Source organism: Trinickia sp. LjRoot230 (assembly GCF_964253315.1).
Classification (GTDB): Bacteria; Pseudomonadota; Gammaproteobacteria; order Burkholderiales; family Burkholderiaceae; genus Trinickia.
In genome coordinates this window covers 1844842-1865892 of the sequence record NZ_CAXUQX020000001.1, presented here as the reverse complement: position 1 = coordinate 1865892, position 21051 = coordinate 1844842, and the positions used below count along the sequence as shown (strand labels likewise).

General features: G+C 63.0%; 22 protein-coding genes and 1 pseudogene. 15 read left to right on the top strand and 8 right to left on the bottom strand.

Annotation, left to right across the window (positions count from 1 at the left end):
- Nucleotides 1-6: 6 nt before the first annotated feature.
- From ACSQ20_RS08725 to ACSQ20_RS08715, 3 genes are all read right to left on the bottom strand, one after another.
- Entirely contained in the window at nucleotides 7-618 is a 612-nt protein-coding gene (locus ACSQ20_RS08725; protein ID WP_436018995.1) for a LysE family translocator, read from the bottom strand.
- A gap of 20 nt (nucleotides 619-638) precedes the next feature.
- Nucleotides 639-1121 (bottom strand): OsmC family protein, encoded by a 483-nt coding sequence (locus ACSQ20_RS08720; protein WP_436018993.1) that lies wholly within the window; start codon nucleotides 1119-1121, stop codon nucleotides 639-641.
- A 74-nt stretch (nucleotides 1122-1195) separates the two neighbouring features.
- Nucleotides 1196-1609, bottom strand: coding sequence for a hypothetical protein (locus tag ACSQ20_RS08715; protein WP_436018991.1), 414 nt, complete (start codon nucleotides 1607-1609; stop codon nucleotides 1196-1198).
- Nucleotides 1610-1810: 201 nt separating this feature from the next.
- Between ACSQ20_RS08715 and ACSQ20_RS08710 the strand changes: the two are divergent.
- The 5 genes and pseudogenes from ACSQ20_RS08710 to hpnD form a co-directional block, all read left to right on the top strand.
- Nucleotides 1811-2476, top strand: a pseudogene (locus ACSQ20_RS08710) (alpha/beta fold hydrolase); the annotation flags it as partial.
- 1 nt (nucleotide 2477) lies between these two features.
- Nucleotides 2478-2741 (top strand): alpha/beta fold hydrolase, encoded by a 264-nt coding sequence (locus tag ACSQ20_RS08705; protein ID WP_436022997.1) that lies wholly within the window; start codon nucleotides 2478-2480, stop codon nucleotides 2739-2741.
- On the top strand, nucleotides 2738-4150 hold the full coding sequence (locus ACSQ20_RS08700) for a hypothetical protein (protein WP_436022995.1): 1413 nt from the start codon (nucleotides 2738-2740) through the stop codon (nucleotides 4148-4150). Before ACSQ20_RS08705 ends, ACSQ20_RS08700 begins: the two co-directional genes overlap by 4 nt.
- Nucleotides 4147-4977 carry an alpha/beta hydrolase gene (locus tag ACSQ20_RS08695; RefSeq protein ID WP_436018989.1) on the top strand — a complete coding sequence of 277 codons (831 nt, stop codon included), beginning with the start codon at nucleotides 4147-4149 and terminating at the stop codon, nucleotides 4975-4977. Before ACSQ20_RS08700 ends, ACSQ20_RS08695 begins: the two co-directional genes overlap by 4 nt.
- A gap of 98 nt (nucleotides 4978-5075) precedes the next feature.
- On the top strand, nucleotides 5076-5936 hold the full coding sequence (gene hpnD / locus ACSQ20_RS08690) for a presqualene diphosphate synthase HpnD (protein WP_436018987.1): 861 nt from the start codon (nucleotides 5076-5078) through the stop codon (nucleotides 5934-5936).
- Nucleotides 5937-5964: 28 nt separating this feature from the next.
- Here hpnD and ACSQ20_RS08685 read toward each other — a convergent pair whose 3' ends face one another.
- Nucleotides 5965-6309 carry a hypothetical protein gene (locus ACSQ20_RS08685; RefSeq protein WP_436018985.1) on the bottom strand — a complete coding sequence of 115 codons (345 nt, stop codon included), beginning with the start codon at nucleotides 6307-6309 and terminating at the stop codon, nucleotides 5965-5967.
- A 210-nt stretch (nucleotides 6310-6519) separates the two neighbouring features.
- On the opposite strand from ACSQ20_RS08685, the gene ompR reads away from it, so the two are divergent.
- From ompR to ACSQ20_RS08665, 4 genes are all read left to right on the top strand, one after another.
- Nucleotides 6520-7254, top strand: a complete 735-nt coding sequence (gene ompR, locus ACSQ20_RS08680; protein ID WP_436018983.1) for an osmolarity response regulator transcription factor OmpR — start codon at nucleotides 6520-6522, stop codon at nucleotides 7252-7254.
- 41 nt (nucleotides 7255-7295) lie between these two features.
- Nucleotides 7296-8642 carry an ATP-binding protein gene (locus ACSQ20_RS08675; RefSeq protein ID WP_436018981.1) on the top strand — a complete coding sequence of 449 codons (1347 nt, stop codon included), beginning with the start codon at nucleotides 7296-7298 and terminating at the stop codon, nucleotides 8640-8642.
- 194 nt (nucleotides 8643-8836) lie between these two features.
- The gene (locus tag ACSQ20_RS08670; protein ID WP_436018979.1) at nucleotides 8837-9385 is read left to right on the top strand and encodes a peroxiredoxin; all 549 of its coding nucleotides are present in this window, start codon (nucleotides 8837-8839) and stop codon (nucleotides 9383-9385) included.
- Between the two features lie 76 nt (nucleotides 9386-9461).
- Complete coding sequence (locus ACSQ20_RS08665) at nucleotides 9462-9989, top strand: carboxymuconolactone decarboxylase family protein (protein ID WP_436018977.1); 528 nt, start codon at nucleotides 9462-9464, stop codon at nucleotides 9987-9989.
- Between the two features lie 7 nt (nucleotides 9990-9996).
- Here the strand turns inward: ACSQ20_RS08665 and ispF are convergent, their stop codons facing one another.
- Entirely contained in the window at nucleotides 9997-10500 is a 504-nt protein-coding gene (gene ispF / locus ACSQ20_RS08660) for a 2-C-methyl-D-erythritol 2,4-cyclodiphosphate synthase (protein WP_436018975.1), read from the bottom strand.
- A gap of 43 nt (nucleotides 10501-10543) precedes the next feature.
- The gene (gene ispD / locus ACSQ20_RS08655; protein WP_436018973.1) at nucleotides 10544-11254 is read right to left on the bottom strand and encodes a 2-C-methyl-D-erythritol 4-phosphate cytidylyltransferase; all 711 of its coding nucleotides are present in this window, start codon (nucleotides 11252-11254) and stop codon (nucleotides 10544-10546) included.
- A 162-nt stretch (nucleotides 11255-11416) separates the two neighbouring features.
- Between ispD and mfd the strand changes: the two genes are divergently transcribed.
- The 3 genes from mfd (at nucleotide 11417) to ACSQ20_RS08640 (ending at nucleotide 17335) form a co-directional block, all read left to right on the top strand.
- The gene (gene mfd, locus ACSQ20_RS08650; protein ID WP_436018971.1) at nucleotides 11417-14896 is read left to right on the top strand and encodes a transcription-repair coupling factor; all 3480 of its coding nucleotides are present in this window, start codon (nucleotides 11417-11419) and stop codon (nucleotides 14894-14896) included.
- A 119-nt stretch (nucleotides 14897-15015) separates the two neighbouring features.
- Nucleotides 15016-16281 (top strand): acetylornithine deacetylase, encoded by a 1266-nt coding sequence (gene argE, locus ACSQ20_RS08645; RefSeq protein WP_436018969.1) that lies wholly within the window; start codon nucleotides 15016-15018, stop codon nucleotides 16279-16281.
- A 40-nt stretch (nucleotides 16282-16321) separates the two neighbouring features.
- Nucleotides 16322-17335: a threonine/serine dehydratase gene (locus ACSQ20_RS08640; protein ID WP_436018967.1), complete on the top strand. Its 1014-nt coding sequence runs from the start codon at nucleotides 16322-16324 to the stop codon at nucleotides 17333-17335.
- A gap of 387 nt (nucleotides 17336-17722) precedes the next feature.
- Here ACSQ20_RS08640 and ACSQ20_RS08635 read toward each other — a convergent pair whose 3' ends face one another.
- Nucleotides 17723-18034, bottom strand: a complete 312-nt coding sequence (locus ACSQ20_RS08635; RefSeq protein WP_436018965.1) for a HigA family addiction module antitoxin — start codon at nucleotides 18032-18034, stop codon at nucleotides 17723-17725.
- Between the two features lie 11 nt (nucleotides 18035-18045).
- Nucleotides 18046-18324: a type II toxin-antitoxin system RelE/ParE family toxin gene (locus ACSQ20_RS08630; protein WP_436018963.1), complete on the bottom strand. Its 279-nt coding sequence runs from the start codon at nucleotides 18322-18324 to the stop codon at nucleotides 18046-18048.
- Nucleotides 18325-18910: 586 nt separating this feature from the next.
- Here ACSQ20_RS08630 and ACSQ20_RS08625 point away from each other — a divergent pair.
- The 3 genes from ACSQ20_RS08625 to ACSQ20_RS08615 all read left to right on the top strand — a co-directional run bounded on the left by ACSQ20_RS08625 (nucleotide 18911) and on the right by ACSQ20_RS08615 (nucleotide 21038).
- On the top strand, nucleotides 18911-19492 hold the full coding sequence (locus ACSQ20_RS08625; protein ID WP_436018961.1) for a hypothetical protein: 582 nt from the start codon (nucleotides 18911-18913) through the stop codon (nucleotides 19490-19492).
- Nucleotides 19493-19703: 211 nt separating this feature from the next.
- On the top strand, nucleotides 19704-20036 hold the full coding sequence (locus ACSQ20_RS08620; RefSeq protein ID WP_436018959.1) for a hypothetical protein: 333 nt from the start codon (nucleotides 19704-19706) through the stop codon (nucleotides 20034-20036).
- 60 nt (nucleotides 20037-20096) lie between these two features.
- Complete coding sequence (locus tag ACSQ20_RS08615) at nucleotides 20097-21038, top strand: hypothetical protein (protein WP_436018957.1); 942 nt, start codon at nucleotides 20097-20099, stop codon at nucleotides 21036-21038.
- Nucleotides 21039-21051: the final 13 nt, after the last annotated feature.

The following is a 21051-nucleotide window of genomic DNA, read 5'->3' as shown; positions in this document are numbered from 1 at the left end:
CTGCGTTCAACGCGAAGCAATCACGGCGGCCGCGCCCGCCATCACCGATGCGCTGATGCGATTCGATATTTTCACGGCGCGACGGCTCGTCAACAAGGCGCGCGCTCGCGCTGCAACCAGCGCCCAGACACAATCGACGGTCATCAATACAACGAGCATCGTCAACGTCAACTCGAGCCACGCAACGGTGCGGACATGTGAGAGGTCCACGATTGTCGGCAGCAACGCGAGATAAAACAGCATGACCTTCGGATTGCCGAGCGTCACGGTCATGCCAGCCATGAACATGCGCCACGGCGATTGCGAGGCCGGCAGTTCGCCCTCGCGCACGTGCGTCGGAGCGAACCACATTCTCCAGGCGAGAAAAAGCAAATAGGCGACGCCCACGAACTTGAGCACGAGGAAGACCATTGCAAACGTGCGCGCGACCACGGCCAGCCCCGCCACAGCGCAACTCAGCCAGAGCGCCTCGCCGAGCCACATCGCGGCGAGAAACGGCAACACGTCACGAAAGCCGTTCGTCAGCACGCGCGCAACCAGCGCCGCGATGCTCGGCCCTGGCGAGCCTGCGGCGACCACGAGCGCCAGCGCAAAAACAAGCAAGCCCGAAAATGCCACCAGATGTCTCCTTTTTGTCGTCAGCAATTGGCTTGGCGCACGCTCGGCTCGACGGCTACTTCGAACGCCACCGATTTGGCGATAAAACACATGTTGTGCGCCGTCTCGTGAAGCGCGAGCGCACGTTGTAATTCATGAGCGTCGTGCCGCGCATCAAGCACGACGTCCGGTGTGAGCGTCACGTTGGAAAACGCACCCGAGCCATCAGGCTCCAGCGTCAGCACGCCCATTGCGGCATCACGGTAGTGCGTCACGACAATGCCATTCGCCGAACATAGATGCAAATACCAGAGCATATGGCAAGCGCTCAGACTCGCCACGAGCAGGTCTTCGGGATTGTGCCGAGACGCGTCGCCGCGATAGGCCGGATCGCTCGATCCCTCGATTAACGGTTTGCCGGCCACGCTGATTACGTGCTCGCGCCCATAGGCGGTATAGCTTCGCGTGCCCGCGCCGTGGTTGCCGGTCCAATCGACCGTGACCGCGTATTGATGTGAATTCATTCGTCGGCTCCCGTCGACCTTGGATAAACGTTAGGCGAACCTTGAGCGGCCCCTAAATGAACATTCCGCGCAGCTTAACCAACATTGCGCTCGAGTGCAGCACGCTCCGCTTCCCAAGCCTCGGATACGGCCCGGCCTTTTTCGTAGTCGTCGACGACGAGAACGAGGCGATGGTCGTGATCGCTATACATCGCTTCGATATTCACCCCGGCGCACGCCATGTTTCGCGCGATCTTGCCAAGCTGGCCGGGCACGTCCTGCTTGAGCCGCTGCACAAGTACGTCGCTGACGGCGCGCACGACGATGCCCGCACGCGTCAAGGCGTCCTTCGCCGCCGCGCCGTCTTCAAACAGAAAATGCGCGACGCCGCGACCGCCAACGGCCCAGACACCGCCGCCTTCGACGCTCACGCCTGCTTCGCCCAGTACTTCTCCCATACGCGCGAGCGTGCCCGGTTCGTGATCGAGTTCGATCGCCAGATCTTTCATTTACTTCTCCATGTTGTGTCTTCGTTGATCGTGGCCAAACTATAACGGTGATATAGCGCTCGATAGTTCAGGGCAATCCGAAATGTCGACGCATCGGCGCCGCGTGCCCGGCGAGCAGGCCCGTTCATTGCGCGGGTCAATTCAACGGCACCGAGCATCGGGCACGGCGCTGTTATTCGCCCACCGATTGAGAGGCCAAGCATGTGGGATCGCGCGCTCGTATTGGCGGCCATAGCGCTCGCTTGCGTGCTCATCGTTTTCTGTACATTTGCGTGGCGCGGGCTCAAGCGTGTGCCTGCCATCACCGAAGCAAGCCGGCGCGCCGGCATCGCCGGGTTTTCGGTTCAGGCCGGACCCTTCGCGATATTTTGCCGCCTGCATCCCGGTCCAACGCACGCCGCCACGTCGCTCCCGATCGTGCTGGTGCATGGGCTCGTGATATCGAGCCGATACATGGAGCCGCTGGCATGCGCGCTCGGCCGCGAGTATCGTGTTTTTGCGCCGGATCTGCCTGGTTTCGGCGAAAGCGCGGGCGGCCGAGGCCGAGATTCGCCGCGCTGCGCGCTATCGATCGCCGAATTGGCCGAGGCCTTATATCTGTGGATGGGGGCCTGTCGTCTCGAGCCGGCGATTTTCATCGGCAATTCGTTCGGCTGCCAAGTGCTGGCCGAATTCGCCATCCGTTTTCCCGCGGCGGTTGATCGCCTGGTCATGCAAGGACCGACCACCGACCCGCGCGCCCGTTCCGTGCCGCAACAACTGTGGCGGGCGTTCATCAACGGCCGGCGCGAGCAAGTGCGCTCGCCTGCCGCCGTCGGGCGGATCGATTACGCCAAAGCCGGCCTTGCGCGCGGTCGCGACGATTCGCATGGCGATTGCAGACCGCATCGAAGATCGCTTGCCGCGCGTTGCAGCGCCCACGCTCGTCGTTGCCGGCACGCGCGACGCACTCGTCAGTGTGCGTTGGGCCGAGCAAGCCGCTCGTTTGCTGCCGCGCGGCGCGCTGATGCTGATGACCGGCGCCACGCATACGCTCAATTTCGTCTATCCGCACAGTCTGGCATTCGCTATCGCGCCGTTTCTGCCGCATGCGATGCAACGCACGGCGGACGATGTCGGAGGCGTCCAATGACCCTGCCCCCTCGCGGCATCGCCCGCTTCGATTCCGCGGCCGCCATGGTGCAGGCGCTTGCCGCTTCGTTACGCGAAGAGCCGGTGCGCAGCCTGAGTCACTCGCCGATGCTCGACGTGCTGATGCCCGCGATCAACCTGCTGCCCGCCAACGCACGCGAGTGGATCTACACGACCGGCGGCATGAGCGAAGGCATTACCAGCGAGCAAGCCCGCCGACTCAACATCGAAGGCATCGCCGAATCGATCGTCGGCCGCTACGCCGACGCGCCGTATCCAGCCGTATTCGTCGGCTCATCGAATGGCGCGCTGACGCATCTTGCCGCGGCAATGCGCGTGCCGTGGTTGCCGCAAACGTTCCTGTGCCCCACACGCGCGCCGCTGCGCGACCCGGACGACGCCCGGCGCGGATTCGAGGAAGGCCGTCGCGTAACGGCGGCATTGCTTGAAGCCGACGCGCGCGTTGCCGTTCACCAGATGCACGACCCGAATCAAGACCGGCTGATGCTCCGAGCGATGCGCTACTTCCGGCTCAAGTACCGTGAACTGCCGCTTGCCTACCGAGAGTTCTTGCTGCGCAATCTTGGGCCTGGCTCGACGATCTATCTAGTCGAATGCACGCGCTCGTGGCCGGTCACGCGCACGAGCGAGCGCTCGGTATTCCAATTCGGCGCAACCGGCGGCGCGACCGAAGACGAGTACTTGTACGGCGGCCCGCGCGTGCGCGACCATCTGCATCGTTACGGCAGTGCGCGGCCTCGTTGGGATCCGCCTGAGCCGAACGACACCGCGCCCGAGGCCGAGTGGGGCTTCGACGCTGCATTGCGCAAGGATATCTTCGCCATCGGAGCGCGCATGAATTGGCGCGTCGTCGAAATTCGCTTTTGCGAGCCCGAATCGCTGAGCTTTGTCGCGGCCGCCATCTATCGCGATTGGTACGGCGAAGCGGGCATCGTGCCGACCCGGCTCGTCGTCGATTCATTTATATTGATGGATCCGCTGATGACGATGCGTTTGCGGGCGCTGCCATTTTGGCTGCTCTTTTGTGTAACGCCTTCGGCTGACGCGCTCGCGCAGTTTCTGGCCAACGCGCCGCCCTTCGACGAGATCGATTTGATGTTGTTCTCACATGACACACAAGGCATCGGGCTCGCGCCGATTGCCCGATGGCGCGCCCTGCTCGGTTCGGCCTCGCTAGCCGGACGTTTGCTCGGCGTCGATGCACGACGTTATCCGCGCGATTTCGCGGCGTTCGTGCGCTTTCACCGTGCGCTAAGCCAACTGCGGCCGCTTTTCTCACCACCGCCTGCGCTCGGTCCAGCCTGCTTCGAAGCGCTGCTGCGCGCGCACGGGCCGAGCTTTGGCGTGCAATGTCTGGAGCGTACGGCAAGCCCGTGCGATCTCGCATGAGACGGCCGGTGCGCATTGCACTGCTGGCGACTGCCGGCCTCGCTGTGCTCGGATATGGCTCGGCGGTTGCGACGCTGATGTGGCTGCAAGGCCGGCTCATCTATCCGCTCGAGCGCATTCGCGACCTTGCGCCCAACCCTGCCGCAGACCACCTCGATCGCATCACCTTGTCGAGCGCCGACGGCCTGCCGCTCGTCGTTCGATACCATGCCTGCCCACGGCCCGAAGGACAGACGGTGGTGCTCTTTCACGGCAACGGGGAAGACCTCACGCAGCGCGTGCATGTCGCTCATGATTTGATCGCAGCGGGTCACGGCGTGGTGCTGGCCGAATACCGCGGCTATGGCGGCAACCCCGGCAAGCCGCATGAGGCCGGCCTCTATGCCGATGGCCGCGCGGTGCTCGAATTCGCCTTTCGTCAAACGTCGCGCGTCGTGCTGCACGGCTATTCACTGGGCTCCGGTGTCGCCGTGCAACTCGCCACCGAGTTTCCCATTGCGGCCCTCGTCCTCGAAGCGCCGTTCACCTGTATGGCCGATGTCGCCTGCACGCGTTTTCCGTATGTGCCCGTACGCTGGCTGCTACGCGACAGGTACGACAACCTCTCGAAGATCGGCGCCGTGCGCGCCCCGGTGTTGATCTACGGCGGCCGCGCCGATGGCGTCATTCCCGCGCGTCAGTTCGCGCAGCTTTTCGCCGCCGTGCGTGCACCGCGCCGGCTTGTAATAATCGACGAAGCCAATCATGTCGATGTCTGGACCAAGGGCGGCTCGACGCACGTTCTCGCTTTTCTCGACGCGCTCGATATGCATTTATCCACGGCTTGAACTCGCACGCGCTTGGCCGTTTCAGACGCCGAGCCGGGATGCGGTAGTATCCGCACTCCACGATTTGCCTTGCCGCCGGCCTTCACGGTTTTTCAGACGTGCCACACGAATCCAGCCCAGCTCACCACCACTTCGACGAATACTGCGCGCTCAAAGCGGCGCCGCCGGGCTCGAGCGCTTATTACGCGCTGCGCCAGGCGCCGCTCGCACGACAACCACTGTTGAGCGCGCTCTTCGCGCTGCGCCAGGAACTCGAACAAACAGTGCGGCAAACGAGCGATCCGACCATCGGCAGAACCAAGCTCGCCTGGTGGCAGCAGGAACTCGCTTCGCTCGCAGCGGGGCGGCCGTCGCACCCGGTCTCACTTGCACTGGCCGCGCACCACATCGACATCGCGCGGGAATCGCCGCTGCTCGAAGCACTGGTGACGGGCTTCGAAATGGACCTCAACCAGGCGCGCTATCTTGATTTCGCCAACTTGCGCGCGTATCTCGACAAGGTCGGCGGCGCGTTTGCCGGCGGCGTGGCGCGCATTACGGCGCGCGAGCCCGAGCGGGCCGACGAATGGGCCGCGCCACTGGGCAATGCGCTGATGCTCGCCCAACTCGTGCAGGACGTCGGTAACGACGCACGCCACGGACGCATCTATATTCCGATCGACGAGTTACAGCGATATGGCGTCACCGCGGCCGATCTGATCAACCGCCGGTACAGCCCGGCCTTTTCCGAACTGATGCGCTTTCAGACCGACCGCGCACGAGAGGGTATCGAAGCCGCGCTTGCGGGCATGCCTGCCGCGGAGCGCAAGACGCAGCGCACGCTCAGGGCGCAGTCGGCGATGGCGATGGCACTGCTCGACGAAATCGAGCGCGACGACTATCAGGTATTGCATCAGCGCATTGCGTTGACGCCGATTCGAAAACTGTGGATTGCCTGGCGCGCGGCCCGCGCACGCTAAAAGCTTCAATCGATATGCGATACCGCGCTCAGCGCTTGTAAAGCTCGCGCACGGCGTCTTCGATATGCTGGCGCAGCAGCCGCCGTTCTTCCGGAGTCAGGTGGCCATCGCGCTGCTGGCCTTCGAATTCGAGCATCGGGCTTGCGCGGACGGCGGTGGCCGAAGCGGCGCTCGCGCCGCGTTGCCGCTGCCCGTGCAGCGCATTGCGGCGGGACGGATGCGCGTCGGACTCGCTGCGCCGCTGCGGCTGCGCCTGGGCTTCGAGCGAGCCGGCGACACCGACGAGCGCGCCGGCAATCGCAATCGCGAGGACACGCGCCCGCGTGCGCGGCCACGCTCCCACCGTCATCTTGTTCCCTTCGTCATACGGCAACGGCTACCTCGGATTACGTGTACTGACGCCCAACGCACTGTTGGGCGGATAGAAAAATGTTATCGGATGAAGTATCCACCGAAGAGCCGCTACGAGTGAAGAAGTTTATGTGCGCGCCGTTTACGCGACCCCTCAGTTGGGGGTAAATTTTGTAACCGACTGTAACCTCCGAATTGGTACTTTCCCGTCCCTCTTTGCAATCGCGCTAAGATGCCGCCCATGGAAACGAAAAACCCCTCCAAGATTCTTGTCGTCGACGACGACCCCCGCTTGCGCGATCTGCTGCGCCGTTATCTGGGCGAGCAAGGCTTCAATGTGTACGTTGCGGAGAATGCGCCCGCGATGAACAAACTCTGGGTGCGCGAGCGCTTCGATCTGCTGGTGCTCGACCTGATGCTGCCCGGCGAGGATGGCCTGTCCATCTGTCGCCGCCTGCGCGGCAGCAACGACCGCACGCCGATCATCATGCTGACCGCGAAGGGCGAAGATGTCGACCGCATCGTCGGTCTCGAAATGGGCGCCGACGACTATCTGCCCAAGCCGTTCAACCCGCGCGAGCTCGTGGCGCGAATCCACGCGGTACTGCGACGCCAATCGCCGTCGGAATTGCCGGGTGCGCCGTCCGAGACCGCCGAGTTGTTCGAGTTTGGCGACTTCGCGCTGAATCTCGCCACGCGTACGCTGACGAAGGCCGGCCAGGAAATTCCGCTGACCACGGGGGAATTCTCCGTGCTGAAGGTGTTCGCCCGCCATCCGCGTCAACCACTGTCGCGCGAGAAGCTGATGGAGCTCGCCCGCGGCCGCGAATATGAAGTGTTCGATCGAAGTCTCGATGTGCAGATCTCGCGCTTGCGCAAGCTCATCGAAGTCGACCCGAGCAGTCCGCGCTTCATTCAGACCGTCTGGGGCCTTGGCTACGTGTTCATCCCCGACGGCTCCGCGTGACAGACAACTCGCCGCCGCTTCTCGTTTTATTCCGATAGTCCATGCGGATCGGTCGGCGTCTTTTCACGCATATCTTCGGGGGCCTCTTCTGGCGTACGTTCCTGCTCATCGCGTTGCTGATCGCGGTGAGCCTGGCGGCGTGGTTTCAGAGCTTTCGTGTGATCGAGCGGGAGCCGCGCGCGCAGCGCGTCGCGTTGCAACTGGTGGCGATCGTCAAGCTCACGCGCACGGCGTTGCTCTATTCCGATCCGGACTTGCGGCGCGCGCTTTTGCAAGACCTCGAAAGCAATGAAGGCGTGCGCGTCTACCCACGCGAAACAACCGATAAATTCACGCTGCAACCGGACGAATCGCTGAACCGGCTCATCGAACACGACATTCGCGGCCGGCTTGGCGACGATACCGTCATCGCGCAGTCGGTCAACGATATTCCAGGCGTCTGGATCAGCTTCAAGATCGACGAGGACGACTACTGGGTCGCGCTCGATCGTGATCAACTGGACAACGTCACCGGCTTGCAGTGGGCCGGCTGGGGCATCTTTGCGCTTGCACTGTCGCTGTTCGGCGCGGCGTTCATCACGAGTCTCGTCAACCGACCGTTCGCGCGGCTGGCGGCCGCCGCGCGCAAGGTCGGCTCGGGTCATGCGCCCGAGCCGCTGCCCGAGCGCGGTCTGGGCGTGGCGGCCGATACCAATCGCAGCTTCAACCAGATGGTGCGCGATCTCGAGCAGTTGGAGGCCGACCGTGCGCTGATGCTCGCCGGCATCTCGCATGACTTGCGCACCCCGCTTGCGCGACTGCGGCTCGAAACGGAGATGAGCCCGTCCGATCAAACGACCAAAGACGCGATGATCGACGACATCGAGCAAATGGACATGATCATCGGCCGCTTTCTCGACTATGCGCGGCCGGTTCAGCGCACGTCCGAATCGGTCGATTTGTCGCAGATCGTCGGAGAAATGGCTGCCCGGATGGCCAGCGAAGACGGCGTGCGGCTCATTACGCGGCTGGCCCCGTCGGCAATCATCGAAGCCGATGCCACCGATGTGCGGCGCGTGGTCGGCAATTTGCTCGAGAACGCCAAGAAGTACGGTCTGAGCGAGGCGGACGGCATTCCGCACATCATGCTCGAAACCCGCGTGTCGCACGCGCGTGTCGAGTTGTCGGTGCTCGATGAAGGGCCCGGCATTCCCGAAGATCAGCTCGGACTTGTCACGCGCCCCTTTTATCGCGTCGATTCGGCCCGCAGCCAAGCCAACGGCACCGGGCTCGGGATGGCGATCGTGCTGCGGCTCGTGAGCCGGCATCGCGGCACACTGCGGCTGCGCAACCGCACGCCGGCGCCGGGCTTCGAAGTGTCGATCGAGTTTCCGCTCGCGAGCGGCTGAACAAGCAAGGCTCGGCTCGCTTCGCCACCAGAAATCGCACATTGCACAACGCCAAAGGCTATTTGCGTCGTTAGTTAAAAACTATTGCACTTAAAACGTAATAGCGATATATTGATGAACGTGCAACGTACGCTTCACGGCGCGCGGGTAGTTTTAATGAGAGCATTTTTTTCAACCGAAACAGGAGTCACTGCATGAAAACTGTTGGCGATAAACTCGAGGCGTTCACCGTCACCGCCGCCAAGCCGGGCTTCAACAATCACGAAGAAAATGGCCAATCGGCGTTCGAAGAGATCACCGAACAATCGTTCCCGGGCAAGTGGAAGATCATCTATTTCTACCCGAAGGATTTCACTTTCGTGTGCCCGACCGAGATCGTTGAGTTCGCCAAGCTGCAAAAGGACTTCGACGAACGCGACGCCGTGCTGCTCGGCGGCAGCGTCGACAACGAATTCGTGAAGCTGGCCTGGCGCCGCGAACACAAGGACCTCAATCGCCTGAACCACTACGCGTTCGGCGACGTCAAGGGCGAGCTGATCGACCAGCTCGGCGTGCGCGACAAGGAAGCCGGCGTCGCGCTGCGCGCAACGTTCATCGTCGATCCGGACAACACGATCCAACACGTCTCGGTCAACAACTTGAACGTGGGCCGCAGCCCGCAAGAAATCGTGCGTATTCTCGACGGCCTGCAAACGGACGAACTCTGCCCGTGCAACCGCTCGGTCGGCGGCGCCACGCTGTAAGCGCGCTTTAGGCATCAAGCCCGCTACGCTTATCGGCCAGCGGGCTTTTTTATCGAATCATCGATAGGAGTTATCAATGGAATTCTTGTCCGCGATTAAAGAACGCATTCCCGACTACGCCAAGGACATCCGGCTGAATCTGGACGGCACCATTGCGCGCTCGTCGCTCGAAGGCACCGACGCGGTGGGCGTCGCGCTCGCGGCGGCGTTCGCGGCGAAATGCTCGACCATTGTCGATGCCATCCGGTCGTCCGGTGCGTTGCCGCCCGAGGAGCTCAACGGCGCGCTCACGGCCGCGGCCATGATGGGCATGAACAACGTCTGGTATCCGTACGTCGAAATGGCCGGCGACGCGGATCTCAAATCGCAGCGGCCCGAGTTGCGTATGACCGCCTATGCCACGCATGGCGGCGTCGACAAACGTCGCTTCGAAATGTATGCGCTCGCCGCTTCGATTGTTGGCAAGTGCCACTTCTGTGTCAGTTCGCACTTCGCGCTTTTGAAAAACGAGCAAGGCATGTCCGCTCAGCAATTGCGCGACGTCGGCCGCATCGCTGCCGTTGTGCATGCCGCCGCACAAGTGCTTGCCATCGAAGGCAAGTAACGCAGCATTACGCGCTCGTGGCGGCGTCAGGCGCTGGGCCACGCAGCAGTACGGCGGCTTGTGCCTCGATGCCGTCGCCGCGGCCCAGATAACCGAGCTTCTCGTTGGTCTTCGCCTTCACGTTGACACGTGTAAGCGGCAAAGCGAGGTCTTCGGCGATGTTGGCGCGCATTGCATCGATATGCGGCGCGAGCTTCGGCGCCTGTGCGATCACGGTACTGTCGACGTTCTGTATGACGAATCCCGCCTGCGCGAGCCGCGCCGCGCATTCACGCAGCAAGACCCGGCTGTTGGCGCCCGCAAAGCGGGCGTCCGTGTCGGGGAAATGACGTCCGATGTCGCCGAGCGCGGCCGCGCCGAACAGCGCATCGGTGATCGCATGCAACAGCACGTCCGCATCCGAATGGCCGAGCAATCCGCGGTCATACGGCACCGTCACGCCGCCAATCACGAGCGGTCGGCCCGGCACCAGCGCATGCACGTCGTAGCCCTGTCCAATTCTGTAGTCCATCCGTGATTCCGATTTTTGAGAGTAAAGAGGTGCGGGGGGGCGCCTAGGCAGCAGGCGGTGGCCGGAGGATCGCTTCGGCGAGGTCGAAATCTTCGGGGTACGTGACCTTGAAGTTGCGCAAACTGCCCTGCACGAGGCGCGGCGCATGGCCAAGCCATTCGATCGCGCTCGCTTCATCCGTCAGATCGTGGCCATCGCGCTGGGCGCGCTCGATTGCCTCGCGCAGCATGCCAATGCGGAACATCTGCGGCGTTTGCGCTTGCCATAGGCCGTCGCGCGACTCGGTCCGAGCGATATGTTCGCCGCTCTCGATATCGACACGCTTGAGCGTATCCGCGACAGGTAGCGCGATAATGCCGCCCACCGGGTCATCCTTGAGCGTGGCGACGAGCGTGCGGATCAACGGCGGTGTGATGCCCGGGCGCGCGGCGTCGTGCACCAGCACCCAATCGTCGGGCGCCGCGCCGAATTCGGCAAGCGCCGCCAGCCCATTCATGACGGACGCCTGCCGCGATGCCCCACCGCAGCGCCGCACGGCGAAGCGCAGCCCTGCGAAACGACGGGCGTCGAAGTAGATGTCATCGGGCGAGAGTACGACGAGCGTCTGCGCGAACTCGCTGCACGCGTCGAAAGCCGCCAGCGTGAAGTGCAGCAAAGGCCGGCCGGCAACCGTTCGGTACTGCTTCGGCATCGGCGCGCCGGAGCGGCTGCCGGTACCGGCGCAAGGGATCAAAGCAAAGAGACGATGTGTCACGGAGCGGGCCGCGGAGCAAAATAAAGGACGGATTTTATAATAGGTGGCTCGCACGAGGCGGCCCGAACACGGGCCGCCTCGCGTATAAGTGCTCCACGGCCCGCGCAGCGCCCGTTTTTTGCTCGCGTGCCGCCCATTGCAACGGTTTGTTTTCCTTTCGTCATGCCCCAAAACGCCGCCTCGTCTGTTTCATCGCTTTTGCCATTCCCGCTCGTCAAACCGGGGCAGCGCTATGCGTTCGACGGCACGCACGGCTCGTCCGATGCGCTGCTCATTGCCCGGTACCTGGGCGCGGCAGGCGCTGCCGTACCGCTTTTGGCGGTCATTTGCGCCAGCGCCGTAGACGCGCAGCGGCTTTCCCAGGAAATCGCCTGGTTCGCCCCGAACGCACGCGTGCGCCTGCTGCCCGATTGGGAAACGCTGCCCTACGACACCTTTTCGCCCCACCAGGACCTCGTGTCGGAACGGCTCGCGACGCTGCACGATCTGGGCGAGGGGCGCTGCGACGTGTTGCTCGTGCCGGCCACCACCGCGCTTTACCGGATGCCGCCCGCCTCGTTTCTGGCCGCCTACACATTCTCGTTCGGGCAAGGCGAGCGGCTCGACGAAACCAAGCTCAAAGCGCAGCTCACGTTGGCGGGCTACGAGCATGTCAGCCAAGTCGTGCGGCCCGGCGAATACTGCGTACGCGGCTCGCTGATCGACCTTTACCCGATGGGCTCGCCGTTGCCGTATCGGATCGATCTCTTCGACGATCAAGTCGATTCGATTCGCGCGTTCGACCCGGATACGCAGCGCAGCCTTTACCCGGTACGCGACGTCCGCCTGCTGCCGGGCCGCGAATTTCCGTTCGACGAAGCGGCGCGCACGGCGTTTCGCAGCCGTTGGCGCGAAGTATTCGAAGGCGACCCGAGCCGCTCGTCGGTCTATAAGGACATCGGCAACGGCGTGCCTTCGGCGGGCATCGAGTATTACCTGCCGCTGTTCTTCGACGCAACGGCCACGCTCTTTCATTACCTGCCGGCCAATGCACAGCTCGCGTTCGTGGGCGATCTGGACGGCGCGATCCGGCGGTTCACGAACGACACCAAGCAACGCTACGCATTTCTCTCGCATGATCGCGAGCGCCCTATTCTCGAGCCGCAACGACTTTTTCTGAGCGACGACGATTTCTATACGCTCGCCAAGCCGTTCGCCCGCCTCGTGCTGACGACCAACGATAGCGGCGGTTGGGCCACGCCGCTGCCGCCGTTGGCGGTGGACCGTCATGCCGACGACCCCCTCACCGCGCTGCGCGCCTATCTGAGCACGAGCGGACGCCGCGTGCTCGTCGCCGCCGAGTCAGCGGGACGGCGCGAAACGATCAATCAGTTGCTAGCTGATAACGGTCTGCAAGCGTTACTAAGCGACAGCTTCGAGCAATGGCTCGAAAGCGACGCGTCATTCGCGCTCGGCGTCTCGCCGCTTGCCAGCGGCTTTTCGCTACCGGCCGAAGGCTGGTCGATCGTTACCGAGACCGAACTTTACGGCGGGCTGGCGCGTCGTGCGGGACGCCGTCGGCAGGAGCAGGCAAGCAACGTCGATTCGATGGTGCGCGACCTGTCGGAGCTCAAAGTCGGCGACCCTGTCGTGCATGCGCAGCACGGCATCGGCCGCTATATGGGGCTCGTGACCATGGATCTCGGCGAAGGCGAAACCGAGTTCCTGCATCTCGAATACGCCGGCGACAGCAAGCTTTACGTGCCCGTTGCGCAATTGCACGTGATCTCTCGGTACAGCGGCGCGGACCCCGAAAGCGCACCGCTCCATGCGCTCGGTTCGGGCCAATGGGAGAAGGCCAAGCGACGCGCTGCGCAGCAGATTCGCGATACGGCTGCGGAGTTGCTCAATCTCTATGCGCGCCGCGCCGCGCGCGAGGGTCATGCTTTCAAGCTGGAGCCGCGCGATTACGCCACGTTTGCCGAGAGCTTCGGCTTCGAAGAGACGCCCGACCAGGCGAGCGCGATTGCATCCGTTATCGGCGACATGACGGCAGGCCGGCCGATGGACCGGCTCGTGTGCGGCGATGTCGGCTTCGGCAAGACCGAAGTGGCCTTGCGCGCCGCGTTCATCGCGGTGATGGCGGGCAAGCAGGTGGCCCTGCTCGCGCCTACCACGCTGCTCGCCGAGCAGCATACGCAGACGTTCTCGGACCGCTTCGCCGAGTGGCCGGTTCGCATCGCCGAGTTGTCGCGCTTCAAGTCGGCCAAGGAAGTGAGTGCTGCAGTCTCGCAAATCAACGATGGTTCGATCGACATCGTGATCGGCACGCACAAGCTGCTGTCGGCCGACGTGCGGTTCAAGCGGCTCGGGCTCGTCATCATCGACGAAGAGCATCGCTTCGGTGTACGACAAAAGGAAGCGCTCAAGGCGCTGCGCGCGGAAGTCGATGTGCTCACGCTGACGGCCACGCCGATTCCCCGCACGCTCGGCATGGCGCTCGAAGGCTTGCGCGATTTTTCGGTCATCGCCACTGCTCCGCAAAAGCGGCTGGCCATCAAGACATTCGTGCGCCGCGAGGAAGACGGCGTGATCCGCGAGGCCATGCTGCGCGAACTCAAGCGCGGCGGCCAAGTGTACTTTTTGCACAACGAGGTCGAAACGATCGAAAACCGCCGAGCGATGCTCGAAGCGCTCGTACCCGAAGCGCGCATCGCCGTCGCGCACGGGCAGATGCACGAGCGCGAACTCGAACGCGTGATGCGCGAGTTCGTCGCCCAGCGTGCCAACGTATTGCTTTGCACGACGATTATCGAAACCGGTATCGACGTGCCGAGTTCGAACACCATCTTGATCCATCGCGCCGACAAGTTCGGGCTCGCGCAGTTGCATCAACTACGTGGGCGCGTCGGCCGCTCGCATCACCAGGCCTACGCCTACTTGCTCGTGCACGATCCGCAGGGGCTGACGAAGCAGGCACAGCGGCGCCTGGAGGCCATCCAGCAGATGGAGGAACTCGGCTCGGGCTTTTATCTGGCGATGCACGATCTCGAAATTCGCGGCACAGGCGAAGTGCTCGGCGACAAGCAATCGGGCGAAATCCACGAAATCGGCTTTCAGCTCTACTCGGAAATGCTGAACGACGCGGTGAAAGCCTTAAAGAACGGTCAGGAGCCCGATCTGACCGCCCCGCTCGCCGCGACGACGGAAATCAATCTGCACACACCGGCCATTTTGCCGGCCGACTACTGCGGCGATGTTCAGGAACGGCTATCGATCTACAAGCGGCTTGCGAACTGCGAGTTGAATGACGCCATCGACGACATCCAGGAAGAATTGATCGACCGCTTCGGCAAGCTGCCGCCCCAAGCGCATGCGCTGGTCGAGACGCATCGGCTGCGGCTCGCCGCCAAGCCGCTCGGGATATCGAAGATCGATGCGGGGGAAACGGCAATCAGCATGCAGTTCGTGCCCAATCCGCCTGTGGACGGTATGCGCATCATCGAACTCGTTCATAAGAACAAGCACATCAAGCTGGCCGGCCAGGACAAGCTTCGAATCGAAACGCGCAGCCCCGATTTCGCCGTGCGCGTCGCAACAGTCAAGGAAACGCTGCGCGGGTTGGCGGCGCCTGCGCGCCCGCCCGTCGCCGCCGCGCGATAGTCGGGCGCGGTATGCGCGGCTGCGTTGCAAATACCGCAACGCAGCACGAAAGCGCAATATTTGGGTACAAGATCGGTTTTTCTGTATGATCGAAACCACTCTCGAGCTGGAGCCATGTCATGCCGCAAGACGCTGAAACGGCGCGCCAATCCCCTCGTTCCATCACAGACCCGCCGGCCTCGGCTCCCTCTGTAGCGGCATCGCTCCCGTTGAGCCTCGAATGGGTCGAGCGGCTCGTTTCGATGAACACCACGAGCCGTCTTCCCAACATCGACCTCATCGACATGGTGCGCGAGGCACTGGTGGCACGCGGCGTTACGTCGATTCTCACGCGCGACGAGCGCGGCGAACGGGGGCAATGGGCAAATCTGTTCGCCACGATCCCTGCACATAATGGCGCGACGCACGGCGGCGTGGTGCTCTCGGGCCATACCGATGTCGTGCCGGTGGATGGGCAGCAATGGGACAGCGACCCATTCCGGCCCGAAGTGCGCGATGGCCGGCTTTATGGGCGCGGCACCTGCGACATGAAGGGGTTCATCGGCGCGGCGCTCGCGCTCGTGCCCGCGATGCAAGCGGTCAAGCTTGCCAAGCCCATTCACCTCGCCTTCTCATTCGATGAGGAAATCGGTTGTGCGGGTGCGCCGCTGATGATCGCAGACCTGCAAAAACGCGGTATCAAGCCGGACGGCTGCATCGTCGGCGAGCCGACCAGCATGCGTCCCATCGTGGCCCACAAGGGCATCAACGCATACCGCTGCTGTGTGCGAGGCCACGCGGCGCATTCATCCCTGACGCCCAAGGGCCTCAACGCGATCGAATATGCGGCCCGGCTCATCTGCCATATCCGAGACGTGGCCGACGAAATGCGGCGCGACGGGCCGTTCGATACGTTTTACGACGTGCCGTTCACCACAGCACAGACGAGCACGATCGAAGGCGGCAATGCGATCAACACCGTGCCCGCCGAATGCCGCTTCGCGTTCGAATTCCGCAACTTGCCGACGCTTGACCCGGCCACCGTTTTCACGCGCATCGAACGCTATGCAAACGAAACGCTGTTGCCGCAAATGCGCCGCGAGCATCCGAATGCCGCCATCGAATTCACGCCGATCGCGGCGGCGCCCGGGCTCGATGCTGCCGAACAAGCCGCCATCACCGAACTCGTACGCGCACTGACGGGGGACGCCAGCACCCGCAAGGTTGCCTATGGCACCGAGGCTGGGCTCTTCGCCCTGGCGGGCGTGCCAAGCGTGGTCTGCGGCCCTGGCGATATCGAGCAGGCGCACAAACCCAACGAGTATGTCGAGCTTTCGCAACTTGTTGCTTGCGAAGACTTCCTGCGCAAGTTCATCCGCAGCATGACCGTCGACGCGCACGCCTGATGAACGCCTCTCACACTCGCTTATCCTGACGGTTTCGCTCATGTCCACCGCTTCGCCGCAGCATACCGACCATACTATCGACGCAGAGCCCATTCCGACGCTGGACGCCATCGCCTCTCAACACTTTGCGCTGGCGCCTTGGGTCACCCGTACGCCGGTATTCGAGCGGCACGATTTCCCGTCGCTCGAAGGCACGGGCATCAACTTCAAATTCGAGCTGTTGCAGGCGAGCGGAAGTTTCAAGGTGCGCGGCGCGTTCACGAATCTGCTGGCGCTCGATGCATCGCAGCGCAGTATCGGCGTCACCTGTGTATCGGGCGGCAATCATGCGGCGGCCGTCGCCTATGCCGCGATGCGGTTGGGTACGAGCGCCAAAGTCGTGATGTTCCGCACAGCGAGCCCCGCGCGCGTGGCGCTATGTCAGCAGTACCGCGCGGAAGTCGTCATGGCCGATACGCCGGCCGAAGCGTTCGAACTCGTCCGTCGCATCGAAGCGGAAGAAGGACGGTTCTTCGTGCACCCGTTCAACGGTTATCGAACCGTGCTCGGCACCGCTACGCTCGGCTACGAATGGGCCACGCAGACGCCGGATCTCGATGCCGTCATCATTCCAATCGGCGGCGGCGGCCTGGCCGCAGGCGTGTCGACCGCGTTGCGTCTCGCGAATCCGCGCGTGCATGTGTTTGGGGTCGAGCCGGAAGGTGCCGATGCGATGTCGCGCAGCTTCGCGGCCAATCACACGGTGAAGATGGGCGCGATGCATACCATCGCCGACTCGCTGATGGCGCCGCACACGGAGCAATACAGCTACGAGCTTTGCCGACGGCACGTCGATCGCATCGTGACGGTGTCCGACGACGCGCTGCGCGCGGCGATGCGCGAGCTCTTCACGCAGTTGAAGCTCGCCGTCGAACCCGCATGTGCGGCGGCAACTGCGGCACTGCTTGGGCCGTTGCGCGACACGTTGCAGGGCAAGCGCGTCGGCGTGCTGTTGTGCGGAACGAATACGGACCCGGCGACGCTCGCCGCGAACCTTGCACCACCACAGGGTTGAGCGCTTCCATTTGCTGATCCGACGTTATCCCCAGCTTCTGTTGAAGAACCTGTTGAAAACCTTCGGGTAAGCGCGCTAGGCGCCTGAGGCAATTGGCTTTTTGCGGAACGGCGCGAAACGCGTCAATCATGCGACTCCCATCTGCGGAGAGCGGAGGCATACGACTCTTCCATGTCCCTGGTTGAACTGCATATTGCGACAGCCGACCGAGCAGCCTCTCGCTCGGTGCAACAGTCGTATATCGACCGCCTTTGATCCACGACTTGGTTTTGAGCCGTCTCATCCAACTCGAACCACTCACTGTTGCGAATGCGCTCTACTACGTCTTCCTTGTTCATTCGGCCTACTGCGCTCCGTCCTTTTGCGGTTGCTACGCCTCATCGATCGTCAATGGCTACGCTCGGCCGGGGCATGCTCGACGTGAAGCCCGCCACTCTTCTGGCGCGCTTGCCAGAGGTCATAGGCGGTCTGTCCGGCAAGCCAGACGTCGGCGCGGCCGCCGCGCTCGACGCCGAGCCATGCCTCGATGCGCAGCGCCATCTCTGGCGAAATCGCGGCGTGCTCGTTGAGCACGCGCGAGAGCGCGGAGCGCGTAACGCCGAGCTGCTGAGCGGCCTGCGTGACCGTCAGACCGAGCGCCGGCAGCACGTCCTCGCGCAGCGTGGCGCCGGGATGCGGCGGATTGAACATATGGCTCATGAAGACAACTCCTAGTGATAGTCCTGGTAGTCGACGAGCACGGCATTGGCGCCTTCGAAGCGAAACGTCATCCGCCAGTTGCCGTTGACCCATACCGAAAAATGCCCGTCCAGGTCGCCCTGCAGCGGATGCAACTTCCAGCCCGGCACATTCATGTCGTCAGGCCCGGCCGCATCGTCGAGTTGCCGCAACTGGCGGGCAAGCCGCCCGGCGTGGTGTGGTTGAATGCCGGCTTTGCTGCTCTTCTCGAAGAAGTCGCGCAGACCTTTGTGCAGAAACGATTTGATCATGGCCGATTGTATTCCGTAACGTTACACAATACAAGTGCGGCTGCAGGCGTTCCCGACCGGAGGCCGACGTCACTCCTCGGACGGGCGGTCCGCGCGCTAGCCAGTGCTCGGCGTCCTTGCGTGCGGTGTACGGGTGCAGGATCGCCCGTCCGGCGTCAGCCGGTCAAAGCGCAGAACGCCCTCGTGCAGATACCGCACATTGGGTTCGTCGAAGCGGACCTACATCATCTGGTTGACGGCGTCCCATTTGGATAGCCCGGGGTGGCCCGATGTGTCGGCCTCCTTGATCGCGGCGAGTTCGGCGCGACCGATAGGTTGTGGGTCCCCATGTTCGGCTGCGGCCACCAATCTTCGCCTACGGTAATACCTCGCCGCACGATGGGCACACTAAAGGTCCATCATCCCTCTCGGAGGACTTCCCTATGTCAACACGCATTGGCTCGGATTCCACCGGCCCCGCAGATCTCCCCGTCAATAGGGACAGTGGAGGCGAGGCTTCGTCGGTATCGCCTACCCGTCAGCCTTCGGTTCCGGGTCTTCCGCCGCCGAGGGGGAAGCTTCTAGTCCTAGCCTGAGGCCGCAGAACGTGAGTCCTGAAAATGGCGGCGTACGCCAATCCGCCCAAGGCCCGATCCGACACGGAACAAACCCGGCAGGCTTAGGTGGGAGCGACCGAACAAACGACACCTCCCTTTCCACCCCGGATGAAATACGACAGGCGACTGTCGCCAGCCGGCACGAACTCAATGCCGTCAAAAATCTCGGAGACGATGCCGGATTGCGAAAACTCACCGTCGAGGGAGATTTTACGGATGATGACCTTAGGGGTCTGCCACACTCGCTGCAAGAGCTGGATCTGAGCAAAGCACGCGGAATCACCGACTTGGGGCTCGTGCATTTGAGCCGGCTGCCTCTGGCTTCGCTTACCATCGGAGACGGTAACGAGACTGGCGACGTCGGTGCGGGGGTGCTGGCCGGACACCCGACACTCACCTCGCTCTACGTGGGCAACAGCGTTATGAGTGACGCGGGCAAGCGGGCTCTGGCCGTCAACACAGAGCTCACCGCACATATTGAACAAACCGACGAGCAAGCGTTTTATGAAGCTACGAGATCGCCTTCCGGCGGACAGTATCTTGTCGGGTGGGGAATGCCGGGAGAAAATTGAGCCGATGGTGATGGATACGCTGGGCGTTCGGCTGCCCGAATACTTTTTCGGAAAGCGTCATACCTCGCCCTCTCCGACCGGAGACACTCGCCAATAGTGGCTGCCTGCGTGCTGTTTATCCGCGTCTGCGGCTCTTATTCCTTTATCTCGGGCGCAATCATGGCACTCCTATCACCAGTCGTCGAACGTCGTCATTGGCGACCATGGCGGCTTGACCGACCACCAAGTCGTCAGACAAGACTGGCAACTGCGCGTAGTGCCGGGCACGCTGATCAACGGAGTGCCAGCCGAAACGGATGGGCGGGCGCGGCCGGCGGGACCGGGGGACGAGCGGCTAAAACTGCCTGCCCGGCTGCGTCCGCTGCCACCGCGCGACATTCACGGTCGCGTGACAGGCTGGGCCGTCAGGGCCACGCTCGGCAATAGGTTGGAAATCGAGCACGATTGGCGATTGCGTGCGCAAGGCTTGCACGGGAAAACCGAGGCAGGCGGCGTCCCCGGCACAGACGTCTTCGCGCTCAGGCGGACAAGGCACATGTTCTAGCTTGGGAGTACGCCATTGTCAAGGCCGTTGTCAGGACACGCGCCGATGGACATGATCCCCATGGCTCTGCCACCGGACACCGACGCGGATGCACCGTCAGACGGCCGAATAGACGTCCTCGCTCACTTCCCCGTCCATCAGCCCTATGTGCTCCACTCGAACCCTTCCTCAGTGGAATATGCACACGTCTACACCCGTCCTTCGCCTGACGCGGCCTGGACAGCGCGCTTCGCGGGCCAGCGCGATACGCGGCTATGGGAACACAATCGGTCTACATGGAACGGCGACGATACGAGCTATCTGGGCCGTGTAGTCGAGGCGGACATCGGCAAGCACCTCACGCTCTTGAAGCGCCTGGGCCATCCCGGCGAACAGCAAGTGCCGATTAGCGAACAAACGCTGCTGATCTTCGGCGACGGCCATCAGATCGCCGACCGTTCAGCGCCCGAAGGTATTCGAACCATGCCCGTGCCCGAGCGAACCGTCCTTGGCCATGTCGTGCCGGCCGGCCATCGGGCCGAAGGCAATCTGGCTGAAGTAGCCACACTCGGCACGTATTACGGCCTAGTCAGTTCAATGGGGCCCGGTGACGACAGCCGCGCGCAACTCGCCGTCGCTCCCGGCTTCCAGGTATCAGACGACAAAGCGCCGATGGTGCCTGCCGCTATCACGGGCACCCGCGTCAGCGGCCACATCGACGACCTCCAATTCAACGCGCCGGGCGCACACGGCAAAGTCGATCCGTTCGATCCGCGGCAAAGCTTCGCCATCGGCGACGCGTCCTTTGTAGCGGCCGACCATCCCGACGTCGCCATCCTGATGGTCAAGCCCGGCCACAGCATCCGTCTTTCCGAAATGCTGAGCGAGCTACGTGCGGCCGGGCTGAATTATCCGCGCATCACGGTCGTCTCCGGACGCGACGCGCCGGGAGCGGCGAATTCGCCAGCGCATGATCTCAGCCTCAACGCCGCGATCGAGCCGGGGGATGAGTTCCGTCTCTAAGCGACGTAAGGGA